The sequence below is a fragment of the uncultured Tateyamaria sp. genome (assembly GCF_947496075.1).
In the GTDB taxonomy this organism is placed as follows: Bacteria; Pseudomonadota; Alphaproteobacteria; order Rhodobacterales; family Rhodobacteraceae; genus Tateyamaria.
In genome coordinates, this window is sequence record NZ_CANMBJ010000008.1 from 14,211 (window position 1) to 34,121 (window position 19,911).

Below are 19,911 nucleotides of genomic sequence, written 5' to 3' on the forward strand. Positions count from 1 at the left end.
ATCATGATTGAACGGCTCCACACCTCTAACCGCATGAGCAAGATCGTCAAGCACAACGGTGTTGCCTATCTGTGCGGCCAAGTCGGGGCAGGGGACAGTGTTGCAGAACAAACTGCAGATTGTCTGTCGCGTGTCGATGAACTGCTGACAGAAGCAGGTTCGGATCGAGAACACATACTGCAGGCCGTGATCTGGCTCGCCGATATGGCCGATTTTGTTGAGATGAACGCTGTCTGGGATGCATGGGTGCCGCAAGGACATGCGCCCGCACGCGCCTGCGGCGAAGCCAGGCTGGCCCGTGATGTTCTGAAAGTCGAAATCATCGTAACCGCAGCCATAAAAGACTGACCCAAGGGAGATAGTCATGCAGCCAGCTGTCGAAATGAAGCAAGTCAACAAGTGGTACGGCACCTATCACGCACTAAGGGACGTCGACCTGAGGGTGATGAAGGGCGAAAAAATCGTTGTGTGTGGACCATCCGGGTCCGGCAAATCCACAATGATCCGCACGATCAACCAGTTGGAAGAACACCAGTCCGGCCAAATCATGATCAACGGGGAAGAAATCAGCGCAGACGCACCGAACATTGAGGAAATGCGGCGCGAAGTCGGGATGTGCTTTCAGCATTTCAACCTGTTCCCGCATCTGAGCATCCTGGACAACTGCACGTTGGCACCAATGCTAGCGCGCAAAATCTCACGCGAAGAAGCCGAAGAGACAGCCATGGGTTATCTGTCAAAGGTTCAGATCGCCAATCAGGCCGAGAAGTTTCCCGGACAATTGTCAGGTGGCCAGCAGCAACGCGTCGCCATCGCCCGCGCGCTGTGCATGAAACCCGAAATCCTGTTGTTCGATGAACCAACATCGGCGCTTGATCCGGAGATGATCGGTGAAGTCCTGGATGTGATGGTTACGCTAGCCCAGGAAGGCATGACGATGATCTGCGTCACGCACGAAATGGGCTTTGCGCGCAAGGTCGCCGACCGTGTGATATTTATGGATGCAGGCGAAATCATCGAAGAGGGTGATCCCGAAAGCTTCTTCAGCGCCCCCAAAAGCGGTCGCACCAAGACGTTCCTTGATCAGGTTCTCAGTCACTAGATCACAGCGCCGGTTCCAAGCCGCGTACGTGCTGCACTGCTGCGAAAAGGCATCCGCAGCAGGCATCGCTCGCGCTTGAGTCTGCACTATGCAGACAAGCCTGACCCATACCGCTCAGTTCATTCGGTATCCGACATTGCGCAGGGTCACGATCCGCGCACCCTCGTCGCCAATCTTGCGACGAAGACGCCCCACATACACATCAACCACGTTGGTTAGCGGGTCAGCGTTCAGCCCCCAGACCGCGTTTAAAATCCGCTCGCGCGACAGAACGCGACCTGGATTAGTCAAAAAAAGCAGGAGCAAATCACGTTCCTTCTTTGACATTTCGATCTCTTCGCCATTGATGCAGACCTGCAAGGATTCACGGTCAAAGGTGAGTGAGCCACTTGTGACAACTGTATCGCTGGCATCTACCGCATAGTTGGTCGCGCGACGATGAAGCGCTTCAACACGGGCAATGAGCTCATCAAAGTCAAAGGGCTTGGGCAGATAATCATCGGCACCAATTTTCAAACCCTCGACTTTCTCTTCCGGACTATCGAGTGCCGTCAGCATCAAAATCGGGGTTTTTGACTTGCGTGCGCGCAATTTGCGACACACGTCCTGCCCCTGAATGCCCGGAAGCATCAGGTCAAGCAGGATGACATCATATGTGTTGGACGCTGCGTGTTCGAGCGCTTCTTCCCCGTCAGCGGCATGGTCAACGGACCAGCCTTCGGCGGATAATCCGCGCCGAATAAAGTCTGCAACGCGGTTTTCATCTTCGACAAGAAGGATGTTCATAATTGGCTCCACCCAAATTCAATTCGTGTCAGGGACTGAAACCGGCCCATGACATCAGCTATCGTTCTGTGTTGAATAATCCAAATCTCCGCTTCGTGTTTAGGCGGAATTGCGCGAAGTTTGGGCAGTCACTTCGCGAGGTCGGGGCTGTTTTGGCAGCGCAATGACAACCCGCAACCCACCGCCTGACCGATCCGCAAGATCCACCTTGCCGCCATGCGCTTCGACGATGGACTTGACGACTGGAAGGCCCAAGCCGCTGCCCTCAATCCCTTGACCGGATGCATTGGATCCACGGAAGAACCGGTTGAAGGCCCGCTCTTTCTCGGCGGGATCAAGGCCTGGGCCATCATCCTCGACCGCTATCCTATAATTCTTTGTACCATCCTCCAGTGAAACGGAAATTGACGGTCCGCCGTACCGCCGGGCGTTCTGCAAAAGGGCAAGGATAGACTGGCGTAGCCGAACAGGATCGACAGATGCCGACACCGGTTGATCGCCTTCGTTGATCTGAACCGAACCGGGGAACATCAACACCGCATCATGAATAACTTTTCTCAGATCAGTCTCGGCAAGATCGAGACGCAACTGACCCGCCTCATGGCGCGCAACGGTCAGCATATCGTCCACGATCTGGTTCGTGTGCTTTGCAGATTCCCGGATACGGGCAAGTGTATCAGACACGTCGTCACTCAGACCGCTGGATGTACGCAGTGTAACATCAGCCTCACCCAGAATAATGGCAAGCGGTGTGCGAAGTTCGTGGCTTATGTCAGCCATCAACCGTTTTCGGTTTTCTTCACCCAACTCCAGCTTATCGATCATCTTCTGAAGTTCGGCCGTACGCGCGGCGACCAGTTCCTCGAGCTGTGCTTTCTGTTCCGCACGGCTGGCCTCCCGTTTCGCCACAGCCTCACCCATACTGTTCAGGATGACGCCCAGTTCACGAAATTCACGGCTGCCCCCCAGCTGGACAGATCCGGAATAATCCGCATTGCGCAGTCGATTGATACTCTGTTGCAAACGAATGAGTGGCAGCCGGATCTGACCATTGAATGAAACTGCACCGACGATCAGCAAACCAATCAGCACAAAGAGCAGACCATATACAAACCGCTCATTCCACGTGCGGAAGGCATCGGCATCTGCCAGAACCTCCTGTACTTCCTCCAACTCTTCATCGACTGCGGCCTGTATCTTGCGGTCCAGTTCAATATCGATGTCGTCATCCAGCAAGGCCGCCAAACGTTCGATCTGTAGGAAGGTTTCAACTGGATCACCCGACTCCGTCAGAGTCGCGATGGCCGCATTGATCGACTGTATTTCCTCTTCAATTTCATTCAGAAGATCGAGTTCCTCGATCTCCTCGTCTCCAATCAATTGGATTTCCCGCCCGATGGTTTTCCGAATCTCGACAAGAGTTTTGGCAATTTTCTCACGCAGTTCCGTTTCCAGTTCACCGCCATCGCGATTGCCAATCAGAAGCGCGTCGCCATGTTGTTTGAACAACCGATAGACATCGGCCTCAAGCCGCAGGTGAAGGGCTCGAGATTCCTGAGCCAATTGTGTGCGTGCATCCCACCAGCGCGCTTTTTCCACACTGTAAAGCGTCAGGCCGGCAAATGCGCCCAAGAGTAAAACAATAACGGCGGCGTATACGCCAAAAAGGGTGGTAGAGCGCATCTGATAGTCCCTTCAGTACGAAGTAGCAGTGCAAGTGTTTGTTGGCTCCGCGAGTATAACGGTTGCCCGGGTCAGGTGTCGCAGCGTGTCCAGAAGCATGTCCCGGTCCGGGTCTGCGGCCCAGCGTAGAGATGAAATGATGATGACATCAGCCTGCGCAAGGACCGCGCGCGCAAGGTCCAAGCGCAACGTTTGCGCAGCGGTCAGGTTCCTTCCATTCTCTGCAAGGCGTTGATCAAGGCCGTCGGGTGCACGCAACACCTCATTCAAGTCAAATGCAGCAAGGGCTTGTTGGATCACGCCGTCCGTTGGGCGCTTTGGTGCACCAAGGGTTACGGACCTTCTCAGGCTACCTTGCAGACCGACATGCTCGTCACCGATGTAGCTGATCTTTGGCGAACGTGTTTGACTGCCAAAACGGAGATCGACCGCGCCGTGCGTATCCAGACCGGCGATCACGCGCGCGCACAGGCGGGCATACGAGCCTCTCAAATGAGTGATCTTTCCAGCACCAGCAGAGAAACTGACAGGCTGTCCGTCTACCTGGCCTTCCAAAGTGACTGAGATCGGCTCGCTCTTGGGTTTTGACCGCCGTTTGACTGTCGGTTCGTCCAACAACCTTTGTGCCTTTTCCCGTGCGACACGCCACGCGCAATAGCGGTCCCAAGATGCGGCAAGGTCCTGCAGCGGCAGCGCAACAATGGCGAGGACCGACATGCATGCCGCGGCAGTTGCGGGTGCAAGACCATTCTGACCGGCCAGCCAAAGCATGAGAAGCCCGGACAATGCCGTCCCGACCTTAAGCAAGGTTTGGAGACCAGCGGTCCGCCCACGGCGAGACACCGCATCACCTTTCAAAGCGGCACCCTTCTCATCAAGGGCGCGCAGCTCCTTGTTTGTGCGTCCCATAAGATCCAGTTCGGGGGCAATCGCAATGCGTTCGATCATCGAAATAGCAATATTGGCACGACGCTTTCTCAGCTTGCGGTGTCGCTGTTCCAGATGCCAGGCTGTGATGCACATGATCGCCAACGCAACGCCAAGGGGGACAAGCCCTGTTCCGGCAAGGGTGGGATTGAGGCTGAACAAGATCCACATGGCACCGGGCAAGACAACTATGGCAGACAATACATCAGGCAAACCGCGTCCGAACCAAAGGCGGGCAGCAGCCAGGTCACCAACAAAGCGAAGGGACAACGCGCCAACCCGACGCTCCTCGTGACGCGCTTTCGGAAGGCGGGCGATCTGGGAATAGAGTGTCCGGCGAAGCGCAATCGCATAGCTCTGCCCCAAAGCCTCAGCACGCCTGCGTGCAAACAAATGGCACAACGCTGCAACCAGTCCGGCGACCCCTAATTCAGCAACTGTTTGCATGGGCAATGACTGCTGTGAATGAAGCGCCATGAAAGCATCCCGTGTTGCAAAAGCACCCACGGCAAGCGCGATCGCCTGAACAATGGCGCACGATATGATCAGGACCGCATCGATGACGCGGTCCTGAGTGGCAATTGAGGGCAGGGGGGTCATGCCGCCACACCTTGATGGTCCCGGCGCATCAATGGTGCGACATGCAGCGCAATCGCCTCAGGCGACCAAAGATCTTCGCGTGACAGAATGGGCAAGCCGGTTACCTCAGCCGCTTCTGCGGTTGCAAGCGGAGAGCAGCTCACCATTCCCGATATTGCAAATGGCGTAAGCTGCAGGCGTTCAAGTACCATCACGCCACCCAGTGCACTCAGCGCATCGGGGGCAGCAAATAGGATACCATCCAGACGATCGCGGATATGCGAGGCCTTCAGGATGTCACGCGTTTCCTGCTGAAACACACCGTCCGCAATTTCGACAACAATCACTTCGGCACCGCGCGCGGCTGCCGTACTGACCAGCGTGTCAAAACCCTGTTCGATCTGCTCAAGCGGCCTACGGAAGGTGGTCGCCATGCCAACGTCGGTAAAGTCGAGCGCAGGGGCACCACCATCCTCAAAACTGTTGAAGTCACCAAAGGCACCCGTACCGGTGGCTTTGACACCTGCCACCGAATACCCGGACCGCATAAGCCCATGGGCGAGGCTTGAGGCGGCGGTGGTCTTACCCGAGTTCATCGAGGCACCGAAAACCCCAATCACCGTCACGCGGTCATTGGCTGGCAGAGGCGGCAGTGCATAGTCCGCGACATTCATCACACGACCGTGTTCGCCGGTTAAAAGACCCAAAGGCTTCAACCGGGTGGCATCGTCCATAAAGTCATGCGCTGCATCAATGCGCCCGGCAACACCGCCGCCCGCAACCAAGTCGATCAGATCGTCGTCGATGATGGCACTCGCCAGGAACTGATCAGGCGCATAACGGTCACCCAGACACACGACGACCAGATCTCCGGGATAGCTTAGCGAAACACGTCGCTCTGCCAGTTGCATTTTTTTGTGTTGGCCGATTTCGACGATTTCGCACAGCATCAGATCACCGGCCTTGGCTGTCTGAAAACTGACGGACAGACCCCGGACGTCGCTGCGATCAACGCGCCGTGTTGTGAACGCCCATTTCGCGATCTCGCAGAGGGCGGGGGTCAAAGGATAAATCTTGGTCATTGGTTTGCTCCGTAGTGTAGCGTTTGAATGACCTTTGTTTCGCCGACCCGGATGATGGCTGTCCGGCAGACAAATGAACCGCTGCCGGAAATGTGGATGAACGCAAGATGAACGGTGGCGTTCACCGGATCAGCGTATCCGCAATCAATGGCTGGGGGATTCTCACCCTAGTCATCATTGTCACCATCGTCTCCACCTCCATCATCACCGCCGCCGTCTCCACCTCCTCCGTCGCTGCCGCTGCCATTGTCATCATTATCGTCTCTTTCATCCCGATCATCATCGTCGTCGTCATCATCGTTGTCGTCGGCATCCGAACCACGGCGGCTTGTTCCCTCTTCGGGTTCGTCGCGCGCGCCTCTGCGAATCTCACCAATGGTGATTCTGTTGTCACCGTTGTGGTCATTGGTTCGCATCAGCTGTCTGGCGCCGTCGCGCCCAAAGGCCGCCACCAATTCATCAAAGCTGAGCATTCCGTCGGAATTAGTGTCCACAGATCGGAAACTCGCTGATTGACAAAGTGCCGCCGAAGACGATGCGAAACTGACAACAAGCGCAAAGAGCAGGCTCTTTGGAAGCCTGCGCGGGCGAACCGATACGTCCGCCGCAGCAATGGCGTGACCGCCATCTGCGTGCTTGCTGGTTCTGTACACCATTCTATGCCCGATACTACCCGCGTTACATGCAGGGTATGCCCCAAAAGCAGTAGTAAGTTGCATGTGTGGATGAACGTTAGCCACTACCAAAGATGAACGCCAGATGAACAGCATCCGATGCCCTACATCCTGGATACAATCAGGCGATCTTCCGCAACTCTATGCGAAATCAAGGTGCTGACTGCTTATAAAATTAACATAATTAAGCTTACAGGCTGTTTTTCACAATCCGTTGCAGGATGTGCGACCGATGGTTCTGACCACCAAAAAAGATACCCAGAACGCGCACCTCCATCCGTTCCGCGTCCGAAATAAAGTAGAAAACGGCGCTATCCTTGGTCACATGCCGCAGCCCATCCATGATCTGCGGCACCAGCGTGCCCTGGAACGGAACATCGCCCAGACCGGCTAGTGCATCCTCGACACCGCGCACGCGACTGGCCGCATGATTTAAAGCATCATCAATCGGCTCGCCAAGATCGCGGTATGATTGGAACAGATGATCAAAGATGACTTCGATATCCGCGTCACAAGCTGCGCTGCGGAGTACCTTAAACCCTGTGTGCACGAGTTTTGGCCGCGATCATACCTTCGGTTCGGGCGCGTCCCTCATCCGCCGCCACAAATGGGCCTGCCGCCCGCTCGGCGAAAAAGGCCTGTAGCGCGGCCAACTCTGCCGCTTCACGCTCTTTCTCGGACCGGACGAGTTCAAGACCGCGCTGCACAACCGCGCTAACGCTGGCATATTGCCCATCCGCAACCAATCGGCGGGTAAACTCATCCTGTTGATCCGTGATCGATACAGAGGCTTTCACAGACATGGCATGTCTCCCATTGCTACTCAGTAGTATAAAGGGGCAAAATGGTCCGACGCAAGAGATGCATCAGTTCAAATCCTGCAGCAGCCTTCCATGCTTTTTGCTTTCTGCAATCACATCCGAAAGCCTGCGCAGCCCTTTTCCTTCCAGAAGCGGGATCAGCTTGACCAATGCTTCCGCAGTCACTTGCGCATCCCCCAAGGCTGTGTGCCGCTGTTCGGACGGTATGATGATCTCAAGGCGGTCACATAGCGCATCCAGCGTGTGTTCTTCGGTCGTACCGAAGACAATCGCGGACAAAAGGACGGTGTCCAGAACGGGATGATCCCATGTCACACCCATCCCTCCCTCGGCACGGCGCAAAAACGCCAGATCAAATGGGGCGTTATGCGCGACCAGAACCGCATCATGGCAGAACCCATGCAACGCACGGCCCGCCGTGGCGAAATCTGGCGCCCCTACGACATGGGCATCCGACACACGGTGCACCGCCGTCGATGCAGGGGGTATCGGACGGCCAGGATCGACATAACTGTCAAGCACTTCGCCTTCGACAATCCGTCCGTTCAAAACACGTACCGCCCCCAACTGCACCACGTCGTCCTTGTCAGTGGACAGACCCGTTGTTTCGGAATCAAACGCCACAAAACACAGCTCGGACAACGCCGTGCCCTGCATGTCTACGCCGTCACCGGCATTCAAGAGATCAAAGTCATAGACCAGCGGGCGCGCCGCCTCGGGCTTCAAGGGCACCTCGGGCATGTCGATCAGCAGCATGTACCCTGCCCCATCCAGCGGCTTCAGCTTCGCCATAAATGTCGTTGTTGCGTCCTTGTCCCGTAGGTCAAAGGCCACCTCGCCCCCCATCTGGTTCAGCGTGGACTTCGCCCGCCCCAGATCAGCCGCATAGAAGTAGTCAACCAAAGGTGCTTTGAGGCGCGGGGGCGCAATGCCAGACAAGATGTCCGCTGCCTGCCCGTCGTACAGGACGATCCCCATACGCTCGTTCACCATGATCGTGGCAACCGGAATCTCGGTCAAGAGAGCGGTCAGACGTTCGGCCTCTGCCTGCAGTCGCGCAGTCTTGTGCGCCACGGCGGATGCTGTGTCCATGACGCTTGAGCTAAGCGTGTGCGATACGGCCTGCGCAGCCGGAGCAAGATCCCCAAGGTAACGAGCCGCATCCACATCCAACTCTCCCTCAACACCTGAATGTGCCCGCAGCCTCAAGTTGGCAGCAAGCGTGTTGATCGGCTTGGCAACATTCTCATCGAACAAAAGCCAGATCACGACAGCCAACCCGGTGTTGAGAAATGCGAAGACAACAAAGGCCGTCACGAATGGTCCGGTCGGCAATGTGGGCTCGGCGCGCACCCATCCAAAGTACAGCGCCCCTGCCGCCAGCCCTGCCCCGCCTGCCGCCACAAGGCAGAAAAACAGGAAAATGCGCAAGCGCAGGGAAAGGCGCGTCAACATGTCAGGTCTCGCACACCATCGTCAGGATTGGATCATCGCCGGGCATCGCCTGCCAGTCTGCATCGACAACCGCACCATCGGTCGAAAAATCTGCGCCGTCGATTAAAATGGCCGACTGCGCTTTGGCACAGTCGAGCAACATGGGTGTCTGGTTCACCGGCGACCAACGGCCAAAGAAATACAAATCAACCAACCGCTGATCCGGCTGCGCATCGTTCCGGCGCAGGGTCGCCATGTCCACCGCCACAAACCGTTTTGTATACGGGTAGGCTTGCGTCCAGGGTCGCAGCCAGCTCTGCTCATCCACCGTCATCGCGATCTCTACACCTGCGGGCAGCCGCTCTGCCGTGCGTCCGAACCACGTGTATTCGTTGGAAATGGTCATACCGATCATCCCGGCACCCGCCGCGACAGGCATCAACCATTTGGGCAGGCGCTTGTTCAATGCGATGTTCAACACCATGACAATGCCTGCACAGCCGATCCCGGCAAAGATGGTGGCGATCAATTCAACAAACATGGCCTATCCCAACGCTCCCTTACCCGTACCGATGGCTGACTGCATGGTTTTGACCACCACGAACGCGTCCCGCAAGTGACTGCGCTCGAAATCCGAGAGGGTCGCAGGCGACAAGTAGTTGTCTGGCCCCTGCCCCGCCTTCACCTGTGCGGCCTGATGTTCCAGCCGCGCAGTGGCGATCAGATCATAGGCGTCCAGCAGGTCGGCGCCACCCGTGGCAGATAGCCCGCCTGCGGCCATTGCCGCTTCGATCCGCGCCCGGGTGTTCACTGCTGTTAGCTGCCCCTGCAAGGCGTAAACCCGGCCCAGATCAACGACCGGCACCACACCATTGTGCTTCAGGTCCAACCGATTGCGATGCTCTCCCGACCGGATGGTCGCCAGCCCACGCAGCATCCCCAAAGGTGGGTAATGCTTGAGCGAGTTGGCAATCAGGTGCGCCACAAAAATCGAGTTGCGCGACGCCTTCGCCAACGTCTCGGCCTGCAGGTCGTCAAACAGGCTTTCGTCTCCGCCGATAGGCCGCAGATCGAACATGACCGAGGCCAGCATCTGCGCCTCGGGATTGGGTTTGGCGATCCAACCGGTAAAGTACGCGCGCCAGACAGACAACGGCTGACACCAACGCGGGTTGGTCGCCATCATGTCGCCGGGGCAATAAACATAGCCACAGGTATTGAGCCCATCGCAAACAATCCGCGCCAGTTTCGCAAAATAGGGCAAGTCCGCATCCGTCGCGTCATCGGACAAGATCAGGCAATTGTCCTGATCCGACACACCCGCCTGCTCCCGCCGCCCCTGCGATCCACAGGCCAGCCACAGATACGGCACAGGCGGGGCACCCAACTCTGCCTCAGCTAAAGACAGCAAGCGCCGGGTCACGGTATCGGCGATATCGGTGATCAGACGCGTGACAACATCGTGCCGAGTCCCCATGTTCACCAACTGTGCCAACAGCGCCGGGATCTCGGCCGTGACACGTGCCATGACAGACGCATCGTCCGCCTCGGCCACACGGCGCACCAGATCGGCAGAGGACAACGCTTGAAACCGTGTCAAGTCTGTCTGAGTGACAATGCCCAACAGCTGCCCATCTTCGACAATAGGCACGTGGCCAATGCACCGTTCCATCATCATGTGCAGCACATCCATGCCCAACGCACTTGGCGGCAGGGTCAGGGGATCGGGCGTCATGATTGTGGACACAGCCTGACCAGAAGCCACACCACCGGCAACAACCTTGGCATTCATGTCGCGGACCGTGACGATCCCCTGAAAACACTCCGACCCCGCCACACAGATGGATGAGATATGGTGCTGTGCCATCTGCTGCGCCGCCGCACGGATCGTATCATCCGGCAGGCATGTGACCGGATCACGGGTCATCAACTGATCAACGGGTAAAACCGTCAAATCCTTTGCCGCCGCCTGCGCCGGACGACGACGATCAAAGAACCGTGCCACCTTGGGATGCTCACGGATCAATTCGTGCAACACCTGGGCCGGTACCAGGATCAGCGTTGTCTGACCAATCGCGACAGCCGTGCGCTGTGATGGGCCACCTCGCAGCAAAGCGCGTTCACCAAATGAGTTGCGCGGGCCCAATAGGGACAATTGCACATCCGTCTCATCCGTGACCTCAACCTCGCCTGCAACGATGACATAAAGATACCGGATCGCGTCCCCGACCTGAAACACGGGCACGCCGTCGGCAAATGTCTCGACCGTGCATCGACCAACCAGTTTCTTCAGATCATCCGCGCTCAGCGCGTCATAAGGATGGACCGAGGCCAGGAATTGCGCGTGTTCAGTCTCAAGAGGCATCACATCACCCTGCGAAGGACAAAAACCTGCCCACGAGGATCGCGGACAGGTTCAGGATCAAAAGGCGCATCGCAGGGAAGAGAGACTGCGATGCGCCCGAGGGCCTTAGTGGTCCGCGGCTGCGGTACCCGCCCCGCGGGGGATACGCACGCTTTCCACCAGGTCCTTGATCTCTTGCGGGGTTTCCTTGGTCATGCCGGACACCACGTACGCTGTGGCGAAGTTGACCATGGCCCCGATCGCGCCGAACGATGTCGACTTGATCGGCCCCAACAGTGGATTGTCATCCGTGAACATGTTGGTGTCCGGGATAAAGAACCAACCCTTGTGCAAGAAGATATAGAGCAAGGTCACAACCAGACCGGCCAGCATGCCAGCCACAGCCCCCACATTGTTGATGCGGGTCGAGAAGATGCCCATCATCAGCGCAGGGAAGATCGACGCCGCTGCCAGACCAAAGGCCAGCGCCACCGTCTGGGCCGCAAAGCCCGGCGGGTTCAAGCCCAGGATCACGGCCACCACAATCGCCGCCGCCATTGAAATACGGGCCGCAAGCAGCTCGGACTTCTCTGACATGTTCGGCGTCAGCTGACCCTTCAACAGGTCGTGGGACACCGCGGAAGAGATCGCCAGAAGCAGACCTGCCGCCGTGGACAGAGCCGCCGCAAGGCCACCCGCGGCCACAAGGCCGATCACCCAACCCGGAAGGGACGCAATCTCTGGGTTCGCCAGCACCAGAATATCCCGGTTGAACTTAGTCAACTCGTTGCCCACCCATCCGTTCTCGGCCGCCTTGGCCTGCAGATCAGCGTTTTCGTCGTTGTAGTACTGGATCAGACCGTCGCCGTTCTTGTCTTCCCAATCCAGAAGACCAGTCTGCTGCCATGTCTCCATCCAGGCATATTCCGGGTCACTGTCGATCTGCTCAACACTCACCGCAGCACTGTCAATCCCATTGGGCCACATCAGCTCAGAGATGTTCAGCCGTGCCATGGCACCCACGGCAGGAGCCGTCAGGTACAGCAGAGCAATGAACACCAACGTCCAACCAGCGGACCAACGCGCATCCGACACCTTGGGCACCGTAAAGAAGCGCATGATCACGTGAGGCAGACCCGCCGTCCCGATCATCAGGGACAAGGTGAAAAGCACCATGTTCAGAGTAGATCCATGGGCCGCCGTGTACTCGGCAAAGCCAAGATCAGTCACGATCTGGTCGAGCTTGGCCAGTAGCGGCTCACCACTTTCAGTCGATCCAAACAGACCCAACGCGGGGATTGGGTCGCCCGTCAGTTGCAGCGAGATGAAAACCGCCGGAATGGTATAGGCAGTGATCAGAACGCAGTACTGCGCCACCTGCGTGTACGTCACACCTTTCATGCCGCCAAACACGGCATAGGCAAACACCACGCAAGACCCGATCAGCAGCCCCCATGTCGCATCAATCTCAAGGAAGCGACCAAAGGCGATGCCGACGCCTTGCATCTGACCGATCACATAGGTGATCGACGCCACCAGCAGGCAGATCACGGCCACCATGCGGGCCGATGAGCTATAGAAACGATCGCCGATGAACTCGGACACCGTGAACTTGCCAAACTTCCGCAGATAAGGCGCGAGAAGCAGTGCGAGCAGGACATAACCGCCCGTCCAACCCATGAGGTAGGATGAATTATCGTAGCCGGTAAAGGCAATCAGACCCGCCATCGAGATGAACGACGCGGCCGACATCCAGTCGGCTGCAGTGGCCATCCCGTTGGTGACAGGATGCACGCCGCGACCGGCAGCGTAGAATTCGCTGGTCGAGCCCGCGCGGGCCCAGACAGCGATGCCGATGTAAAGCGCAAAGGACGCGCCCACAAACAGCAGGTTGAGTGTAAACTGGTCCATCGTTCTTACTCCTCGTCCACGCCGTATTGCTTATCGAGCCTGTTCATCCGCCAAGCGTAGAAAAAGATCAGCACCAGAAAGACGATGATCGAACCCTGCTGCGCAAACCAAAAGCCCAGGTCCGTGCCACCCACGGAAATTCCGCTCAGGACTGGCCTGAGGACGATGCCAAAGCCAAAGGACACAAGGGCCCAGATCACCAGCGAAATTAAGATCATCCGGACATTGGCCGCCCAATAGCCTTTGTCCCTCTCCGTGACTTGAGCAATGTTTGTCGTTTCCTCCGACATCGTAGCTCCTCCTATCGTTTCCGTTGCGGGGCGCGCGTGGCCCCTTTGGTCTATGGCACCCAAATGATGTTGCGGGTTGCCTTCGAAATTTCAGTCACTGTGCTGCACCTTGGGGCCGTCAGCGATGACCCAGATCAAGGCAGGCACAGCGATCTTTCCCGGCACCCAAGCACACGGGGACCCATCTGCGCCCTCGCGGGGCGCAGCCACGGCCACACACACAGCCGCGTTTTGCAGTTTCGTCAGGCGGGTTTGGGCGTCAGCCCTCAGCCTCCCGCACCATCCCCGAAAGGGTCGCCGCGATTGCGTCGATCTCTCCCATCGCATCCAGGGATTGCAGCACGCCCTTGCCCTCGTAATAGGCAATCAGCGGCGCTGTCTGTTTGTGATACTCGGTCAGCCGTTGGGCGACCGTTTCGGCATTGTCATCGGCCCGGCGTTTCATATGGGTACTCCCGCATTTGTCACAGGTGCCCAACACAGCCGTAGGCTTGTGCACGTCATGATAGCCTTCACCACAGTTGCCACAGGTGAAACGGCCCGAGATACGGGCGACCATCGCTGCATCGTCAACCTCAAGGCTGATGGCCGCATTGATGTGCTGCCCAGCTTCGGCCAGCAATTCGTCCAGCGCTTCAGCCTGCCCGGTCGTGCGGGGAAACCCGTCAAGGATCACGCCGTGGGCACAGTCCTCATCGCCCAAGCGGTCTTTGAGAATGGCAATGACGATTTCGTCGCTCACCAGCCCGCCCGCTTCCATCACAGCTTTCGCCGCCTCGCCAGCGTCCGTGCCCGCAGCCGCAGCGGCCCGCAGCAGATCGCCGGTGGAAAGCTGCACAAAGCCATGGGCGTCTTGCAGCATACGCGCTTGGGTCCCCTTCCCTGCTCCGGGCGGTCCAAGCAGGATGAAAACAGGCGCTGTGGCCGTTACCTGAGCACCATCCATCAGACATCACTCCGGTTCATACGGTTTTCGATCAGATCTTCGACGACCGACGGATCAGCAAGGGTCGAGGTATCGCCCAACGCCCCAAAGTCATCCTCGGCAATCTTGCGCAGAATGCGGCGCATGATCTTGCCTGATCGTGTCTTGGGCAAGCCCGGCGCCCATTGGATCAGGTCGGGCTTGGCAATTGGACCAATCTCGGTCCGGACCCAGACCTCCAGCTCCTTGCGCAGCGCGTCGCTGGGTTCTTCGCCGTTCATCAGGGTGACGTAGGCATAGATGCCCTGCCCCTTCACCTCATGTGGATACCCAACGACGGCACTTTCCGCGACCTTGGCATGGGCCACCAGCGCGCTTTCAACTTCGGCCGTGCCCATCCGGTGACCGGACACGTTGATCACGTCATCCACACGACCCGTAATCCAATAGTCACCATCGTCATCCCGACGACAGCCATCGCCCGAGAAATAGTACCCTTTGTAGTCCCCGAAGTAGGTCTTCTCGAACCGCTCATGATCACCCCAAACGGTGCGCATCTGACCGGGCCAGCTGTCCTTGATGCACAAGACCCCTTCGATGCCGTTGCCATCCAGTTCCACCCCGCTTTGCGGGTCCAACACAACCGGCTGCACGCCAAAGAACGGTTGCTGGGCAGAACCAGGTTTCAGGTCCGTGGCGCCGGGCAGCGGTGTCAGCATGTGACCACCGGTTTCGGTCTGCCAGAACGTATCGACGATAGGACAATTCCCCTTGCCGACCACCTCGTGATACCAGTTCCACGCCTCGGGGTTGATCGGCTCACCGACCGAGCCCAAAAGGCGCAGCGACGACAAATCGTATTTCTCGACCCATTCATTGCCAGCGCCCATCAGGGCACGAATGGCCGTGGGAGCGGTATAGAACTGCGTGACCTTATGCCGTTCACACACGTCCCAGAACCGGCCCGCATCGGGGAAGGTCGGCACACCCTCAAACATGATGGTGGTCGCACCGTTGGCGAGCGGGCCATAGACGATATAGCTGTGGCCGGTGACCCAACCGACATCCGCCGTGCACCAGAACACGTCGCCTTCGTGATAATCGAATGTGTATTGATGGGTCATCGCGGCATAAGTCAGATAGCCGCCCGAAGTGTGCACAACACCCTTCGGCTGACCGGTCGAGCCGGAGGTGTAGAGGATGAACAACGGATCTTCGGCATTCATCTCGGCTGGCGCGGCGTAGTCCGACGCCTCCAGCGCCATCTCGTTGTAATCATAGTCGCGATCGGTCCAGGTCGTCTGACCCCCTGTCCGCTTCACCACCAGACACTTCACGCTGTCCTTGCAATGCAGAAGCGCCGCATCGGTGTTCGACTTCAGCGGCGTCTCTCGTCCGCCTCGGGGCGCGTAATCGGCGGTAATGACGACCTTCGCGTCACAACCGTTGATACGCGCCCCAAGCGCGTCCGGGGAGAAACCGGCAAAGACAATGGAATGGATGGCGCCGATGCGGGCACAGGCCAGCATCGCATAAGCGGCTTCCGGGATCATGGGGAGGTAAATGACAACCCGGTCGCCTTTGCGAACCCCAAGCTCTTCGAGGATGTTTGCCATCTTGCAAACAGAGCTGTGCAGGTCGCGATACGTAATATGTTTCGGCTCTACCTTGGACGTATCATCCGGTTCCCAGATGATCGCCGTCTGATCGCCGCGTGTTTCAAGATGCCGATCGATACAATTGGCCGCCACATTCAGCGTGCCATCTTCGAACCAGCGGATGTCGATGTTGCCGGGTTCGAATGACGTATTCTTGACTGATGTATAAGGCTTGATCCAATCCAGCCGTTTGCCATGCTCCCCCCAGAACGCTTCCGCATCATCCACCGACGCAGCATACATCTTGGCATAGCCCTCCGCGTCCAAATGGGCGCGTGCCTTAGTCTCTTCCGATGGGGGGAAGGTCGCCGAATTCGGCGTGCTTTGAATATTCATGTGTCTCCTCCGGTTTGGGATCAGATCCGCTTTTCATCGGCTTCATCACCCGGGGCGTGCATCACTCGCCTGTCGAATTTGACCATACACGGTTTTGTAAAATCATGCGTTGGGCACTGGTCTTGAACAGTTTTTTTGTAAATTTCTGTTCTGAGACACTACCCGATTTGTAAACTCTTTTAAATCAGAACAGATTTTTCCATGTTTTTCTGCGGCATAGCATTTTCTCGCAAAAATAGAACGGTATCCGTTTGTATACTGTTAGCGTAAGACAAGTTGACAGTGCTGACTGTGACAAATTGTCAGCCGACGGTGACGTATGAGGCACATACCCAGAATCACGTAGCCGGTGCACACCTGACTCGGCGCTACGCACTGAACGACAAAGCGTCGGTTTCCTGTTCCGCGGCGGGCAACCAAATCTCGAAACAAGCACCGCCTCCCGTGCGGTTGCGCGCACTGATCAATCCGCCTGCCCGTTGGATCAAGGTCTGCGAGATCGACAGGCCCAGCCCGGTCCCTTCGGCCTGCTTGGTGGTGTAGAACGGCGCAAAGACATCATCGACTTGATCGGGCGCAATCCCCGGCCCGGTATCCGACACGATCACACACACACCCGCTACACCATCACGCGCAACATCCTCCGTCTGCAATTTCAGCAGCCCCTCCGATCCCATTGCCTGCACCGCGTTCATGATCAGGTTGATCAACACCTGCTGCAGTTCACCGGGATCAATACGGACGTCCTGCACAGCATCAAACTGCGTCTCGACCTTGATATCCGACTGCGAGATCACGTGATTGACCAACACAAGACAATCCGTGATCACCGGCTCCAGCGGCACAGTCTGCTCCAGATCTGCAAACTCCCCCGGCCGTGCGAATTGCAGCAACTTGCCCACGATGGTCTGAATGCGTGCAATCTGGCGATCGACCAGCCCCAACTCGGTCCGGATGGCGAAACCGTTTTCCCCAAGGCTCTCTCGGATCACGTCCATGTTGCCCTGAATGACGGCCACCGGGTTGTTGATCTCGTGCGCAACACCTGCGGTGATCTCACCAATCGAGGCGAGCTTCTCACTCATCACCAGTTGGCGAAACGTCTCTTCCAGCTTTTCATTGGCGCTTTGTAGCTGGGCCGTGCGCCTTTCAACGCGCACGTTCAACTCTTCGTTCAAGGTACGCAGGTCCTGGTCCCGCTCCTGTACTTGGTCCAGCAGGTCATCAAGGTGGCCGGCAACCTCTCCAATCTCACCCGTGCCCCCCTCTTCACCATTGCGCGCTGACAGGTTGCCCCGCTGCACCAGAAACATGGTGTGGGTCATACGTTCAAGCGGGGCAAAGATGCCCTTTGCCAACCGCAAGAACACCGGCGCAGACAACAGCAGCACGGCAACAAAGGCGCCAAGGATGGCCAGGAAGGCGTTGCGCTTGGCTATGGTGAACGGCTCTTCCAGAAATCCGACATAGAGCATACCAACATAGTCACCGAAACTGTCCGTCAGCGGCAGATAGCCCGAGATATACCAGTCGTTGACGACAAATGCGCGGTCCAGCCACGTCTGCCCCTCACCCAGCACCTTGCCCCGCACGGCCGCCGACACGCGGGTGCCGAGCGCGCGCACATCCTCGAACAGGCGGACGTTGGTAGACACGCGCACGTCCTCCAGAAACAGCGTCGCCGTCCCCTGCCGTGATCCACCGCCTGTAGCGTCCTGATACACCAGTGCATTGATCGTATCGATAAAGCCAAGGTTGCGGTTCAACAGGATACCGCCCACCAGCACGCCATCGCGCCCCGGCAGGGTCACGGGAATCGCGGAATGGATGACCATGCCACGATCCTCGACCGTGCGATCTGTCGGCACGGCGGCTTCTGTATCAATCAGCGGGAGACGCGCACGTTCAGCAAGGTCGGGCGAGATTGCGGCCAACATCTCTCCGCTGAAAATGTCGATCTCGGTGCGGCCCTGCCCTTGCGCCGCACTTTGGATGACAGGCCAGACATCCGTCATGTCCGCGCGCGGCAAGAAGTACAGGAAATCCAAACCAAGCGCCGCGCGCTTATCATCAAAGAATGCATCGCGTCCCGATGGGGCCGTTTGTGCAAACTCGACCGACCCGGCGACGGCCTGCAACTCGTCCCCTGTCTGGACCATCAAGCGTGACAGGTACTGTTCGGCAATCCGCAGATCGCTTTCGACATTGGCGATCAGCACCTCGTCATAATCCGCCGTCCACCGCGTCATGCCCAAAAACAAGAGCAGCGGCATCAGCACGACCATCGGCGCAAGGGCCAGGATCAACAGACGGAAACGAACGGAGTTCATGGGTCCACGCTAGCGCAGCGGGTTGTTTTCCGCAAAGCTCCGGAAAAAGGCGAGGTAAGCGCGGTCCGCGTCACGCGGCGGCTCTTTCCCCGCAGACCAGGACCGCCACTCCTTTTCCACGTGGTAGATGTCATAGCCCGGATAGCGCAGGCGCGCTGTTTCATAGGTTTCGGTGCGCAGCGCCGGACCCGCGGCCTCAAGCCACGCAGGCCGGGGCTTCAGGTCCTCGGCCGTATTGGTCATCCGGGCCTTGCGCCCAATCTTGGAAAAGGACAGCTCACGCTCCGTCTCGGCCGTCCCTGCCCCATCCTTGCGCCACCACTTGAGCTCGATATGTGTGACCCGTCGCCCGGTCTTCACCGGCTCAATCTCGACCACGTAGTCCGAAAGCATGTTCACCTCGGCCACCGCCGGTTCAATCGCCCGAAGCTTGAGGTTCGACCAAGAGGTCAGTTTGCCCTTGGGCACGCCCAGCACCCCGCGCAGGTCATCAAGCGCAAATTTTTCAGACGACCGATAACGCAGATTCCCGCGCTTCTGGATCATCTCATAAAGGGTCAGCGCATATTTGGAGCTGAGGGCAAACATCACTTCGCGCTGGAGCCGTGCAAAGACAGTCGAGTCCTTAATGATCTTCCGCAGCCGCTGCGGGATCTCGTATTCTAGCACACCATCCCGGCGCGTCGTTTCGATGTTGCCGCCCAGAAGCTGCACCCGCTCGATAGCATCTTCGCCCTCATGCGTGACCTTCACCTTGACGATGGCCGACATCAGCCGCTCGACCGACTCCCCCACCCTGTCATTGGAATTGTGCGACCCACGCAGATCGGACTTGGCAATTACATGGGTCACCGGCTTTTCGATGGCATCCCACGCGTTTTCCAAAAGCTGGTTATAGATGCGCCGGTCGGCCAGCGTCAGCGGCGTGACCTCGACCAGGTCCACCAGCTCGCCCGGCTTCACCAGACTTTGCGCATTTGGCCGGGCGTCAATCGTCCGGTATGTTTGAGATGGGCGATCCGCCATGCT

General features: G+C 57.8%; 18 protein-coding genes. 2 read left to right on the forward strand and 16 right to left on the reverse strand.

Annotation, left to right across the window (positions count from 1 at the left end):
• Positions 1–3 precede the first annotated feature (3 nt).
• Both Q1A51_RS23320 and Q1A51_RS23325 read left to right on the forward strand, forming a co-directional pair.
• Entirely contained in the window at positions 4–348 is a 345-nt protein-coding gene (locus tag Q1A51_RS23320; RefSeq protein ID WP_299606470.1) for a RidA family protein, read from the forward strand.
• Between the two features lie 16 nt (positions 349–364).
• Positions 365–1,102 carry an amino acid ABC transporter ATP-binding protein gene (locus Q1A51_RS23325; protein ID WP_299606467.1) on the forward strand — a complete coding sequence of 246 codons (738 nt, stop codon included), beginning with the start codon at positions 365–367 and terminating at the stop codon, positions 1,100–1,102.
• Positions 1,103–1,216: 114 nt separating this feature from the next.
• Here the strand turns inward: Q1A51_RS23325 and Q1A51_RS23330 are convergent, their stop codons facing one another.
• The 16 genes from Q1A51_RS23330 to Q1A51_RS23405 all read right to left on the reverse strand — a co-directional run bounded on the left by Q1A51_RS23330 (position 1,217) and on the right by Q1A51_RS23405 (position 19,908).
• A complete protein-coding gene (locus tag Q1A51_RS23330; RefSeq protein WP_299606465.1) occupies positions 1,217–1,888 on the reverse strand; it encodes a response regulator transcription factor in 672 nt (223 codons plus the stop codon).
• Positions 1,889–1,987: 99 nt separating this feature from the next.
• Positions 1,988–3,571 (reverse strand): HAMP domain-containing sensor histidine kinase, encoded by a 1,584-nt coding sequence (locus tag Q1A51_RS23335; RefSeq protein WP_299606462.1) that lies wholly within the window; start codon positions 3,569–3,571, stop codon positions 1,988–1,990.
• 12 nt (positions 3,572–3,583) lie between these two features.
• On the reverse strand, positions 3,584–5,098 hold the full coding sequence (locus Q1A51_RS23340; protein WP_299606460.1) for an ABC transporter ATP-binding protein: 1,515 nt from the start codon (positions 5,096–5,098) through the stop codon (positions 3,584–3,586).
• On the reverse strand, positions 5,095–6,159 hold the full coding sequence (locus tag Q1A51_RS23345; RefSeq protein WP_299606457.1) for a hypothetical protein: 1,065 nt from the start codon (positions 6,157–6,159) through the stop codon (positions 5,095–5,097). The genes Q1A51_RS23340 and Q1A51_RS23345 overlap by 4 nt, the downstream gene beginning before the upstream one ends.
• Before the next feature lie 167 nt (positions 6,160–6,326).
• Positions 6,327–6,929, reverse strand: a complete 603-nt coding sequence (locus Q1A51_RS24395; protein ID WP_366870337.1) for a hypothetical protein — start codon at positions 6,927–6,929, stop codon at positions 6,327–6,329.
• A gap of 94 nt (positions 6,930–7,023) precedes the next feature.
• Positions 7,024–7,383: a type II toxin-antitoxin system RelE/ParE family toxin gene (locus Q1A51_RS23355; protein WP_299606451.1), complete on the reverse strand. Its 360-nt coding sequence runs from the start codon at positions 7,381–7,383 to the stop codon at positions 7,024–7,026.
• Complete coding sequence (locus Q1A51_RS23360) at positions 7,367–7,636, reverse strand: type II toxin-antitoxin system ParD family antitoxin (protein ID WP_299606448.1); 270 nt, start codon at positions 7,634–7,636, stop codon at positions 7,367–7,369. The genes Q1A51_RS23355 and Q1A51_RS23360 overlap by 17 nt, the downstream gene beginning before the upstream one ends.
• A 63-nt stretch (positions 7,637–7,699) precedes the next feature.
• Positions 7,700–9,109 (reverse strand): 3'-5' exonuclease, encoded by a 1,410-nt coding sequence (locus tag Q1A51_RS23365; RefSeq protein ID WP_299606444.1) that lies wholly within the window; start codon positions 9,107–9,109, stop codon positions 7,700–7,702.
• 1 nt (position 9,110) lies between these two features.
• Positions 9,111–9,629 (reverse strand): hypothetical protein, encoded by a 519-nt coding sequence (locus tag Q1A51_RS23370; RefSeq protein ID WP_299606442.1) that lies wholly within the window; start codon positions 9,627–9,629, stop codon positions 9,111–9,113.
• 3 nt (positions 9,630–9,632) lie between these two features.
• Positions 9,633–11,453 carry a DUF294 nucleotidyltransferase-like domain-containing protein gene (locus Q1A51_RS23375; RefSeq protein ID WP_299606439.1) on the reverse strand — a complete coding sequence of 607 codons (1,821 nt, stop codon included), beginning with the start codon at positions 11,451–11,453 and terminating at the stop codon, positions 9,633–9,635.
• 105 nt (positions 11,454–11,558) lie between these two features.
• Entirely contained in the window at positions 11,559–13,343 is a 1,785-nt protein-coding gene (locus Q1A51_RS23380) for a sodium:solute symporter family protein (RefSeq protein ID WP_299606436.1), read from the reverse strand.
• 5 nt (positions 13,344–13,348) lie between these two features.
• The gene (locus tag Q1A51_RS23385; protein WP_299209996.1) at positions 13,349–13,633 is read right to left on the reverse strand and encodes a DUF4212 domain-containing protein; all 285 of its coding nucleotides are present in this window, start codon (positions 13,631–13,633) and stop codon (positions 13,349–13,351) included.
• A gap of 259 nt (positions 13,634–13,892) precedes the next feature.
• Entirely contained in the window at positions 13,893–14,579 is a 687-nt protein-coding gene (locus Q1A51_RS23390) for an adenylate kinase (protein WP_299606433.1), read from the reverse strand.
• Positions 14,579–16,552, reverse strand: a complete 1,974-nt coding sequence (gene acs / locus Q1A51_RS23395) for an acetate--CoA ligase (protein WP_299606430.1) — start codon at positions 16,550–16,552, stop codon at positions 14,579–14,581. The genes Q1A51_RS23390 and acs overlap by 1 nt, the downstream gene beginning before the upstream one ends.
• Before the next feature lie 368 nt (positions 16,553–16,920).
• Entirely contained in the window at positions 16,921–18,882 is a 1,962-nt protein-coding gene (locus Q1A51_RS23400) for a cache domain-containing protein (RefSeq protein ID WP_299606427.1), read from the reverse strand.
• 9 nt (positions 18,883–18,891) lie between these two features.
• Positions 18,892–19,908 (reverse strand): replication initiation protein, encoded by a 1,017-nt coding sequence (locus tag Q1A51_RS23405; RefSeq protein ID WP_299606424.1) that lies wholly within the window; start codon positions 19,906–19,908, stop codon positions 18,892–18,894.
• Positions 19,909–19,911 lie beyond the last annotated feature (3 nt).